Below are 840 nucleotides of genomic sequence, written 5' to 3' on the forward strand. Positions count from 1 at the left end.
CAAAAAAATCAGTTAGCGTCCCATAGTAGATAGTAATTTCTGATTGTGAAATAGTACTATATAATTTTGAAAAACTCTGTGGTTATAAGTTTAGTATTGAATGTATTGAAGAGTTAGTAAAAAAATATCCAAAAAATATTATTGGTGTAAAAGATAGCTCTTACAATCTTTTTGAAAACTTAAAAATTGATAATTTTTCAGTTTTACCTGGATCAGAATCTAAATTATTTAAAGGACTTCAATTAGGTTGTTCTGGAATTATTACAGCTACATGTAATGCTACTTCATCACTGGCAAGAAAAGTATACGATGATTTTAATGATGGACGTGATCAGACAGTAAACCAAAATCTTTGCGATGTAAGAGCTGAATTTGAAAAATATAATTTGATTTCAGGTTTACATACTTACTTTAGTAAAAAAGAAATATATTATAAAAATCTTTTACCACCACTTAGCATGTTAAATGCTGAAGATGAGTCAGGTTTAATTACTAATTTAGAGAAATTAAATTTTTCATTAAAAAATACTAAGGCGGCTTAAATGCAATTAGCTAGATTTTTAAATAATGTTTTTAAAAAAGATGGATTTATATTAGTTGATGCTAATTCAAAAAGTTACATCATTGGAAATCCAAAAAGTGAAAACCCAATAAAAGTTAAAATTTTAAATAAAAATCTTCATTATAAGTTACTATTTCATCCTGATTTATATTTTGGTGAAGCATATACAGATGGTGAAATAACTATCGAAAATGGGACGCTAACTGATTTTTTGGATCTTTCTTTAATGAATTTTGGAAGAGGAGACTTAAATTTTTTTAGCTATTTGATTAATAGAT

The 840-nt window shown here is 25.7% G+C and carries 1 protein-coding gene and 1 pseudogene; both read left to right on the plus strand.

What is annotated here, in order from left to right; all coding sequences use genetic code 11:
• Window positions 1-50: 50 nt before the first annotated feature.
• Window positions 51-542 (plus strand): dihydrodipicolinate synthase family protein, encoded by a 492-nt coding sequence (locus AMN81_RS04150; RefSeq protein WP_256998226.1) that lies wholly within the window; start codon window positions 51-53, stop codon window positions 540-542.
• Window positions 543-840: pseudogene (locus AMN81_RS04155) on the plus strand (SAM-dependent methyltransferase); the annotation flags it as partial.

The organism is Candidatus Pelagibacter communis, from assembly GCF_001179845.1.
GTDB lineage: Bacteria > Pseudomonadota > Alphaproteobacteria > Pelagibacterales > Pelagibacteraceae > Pelagibacter > Pelagibacter ubique_Q.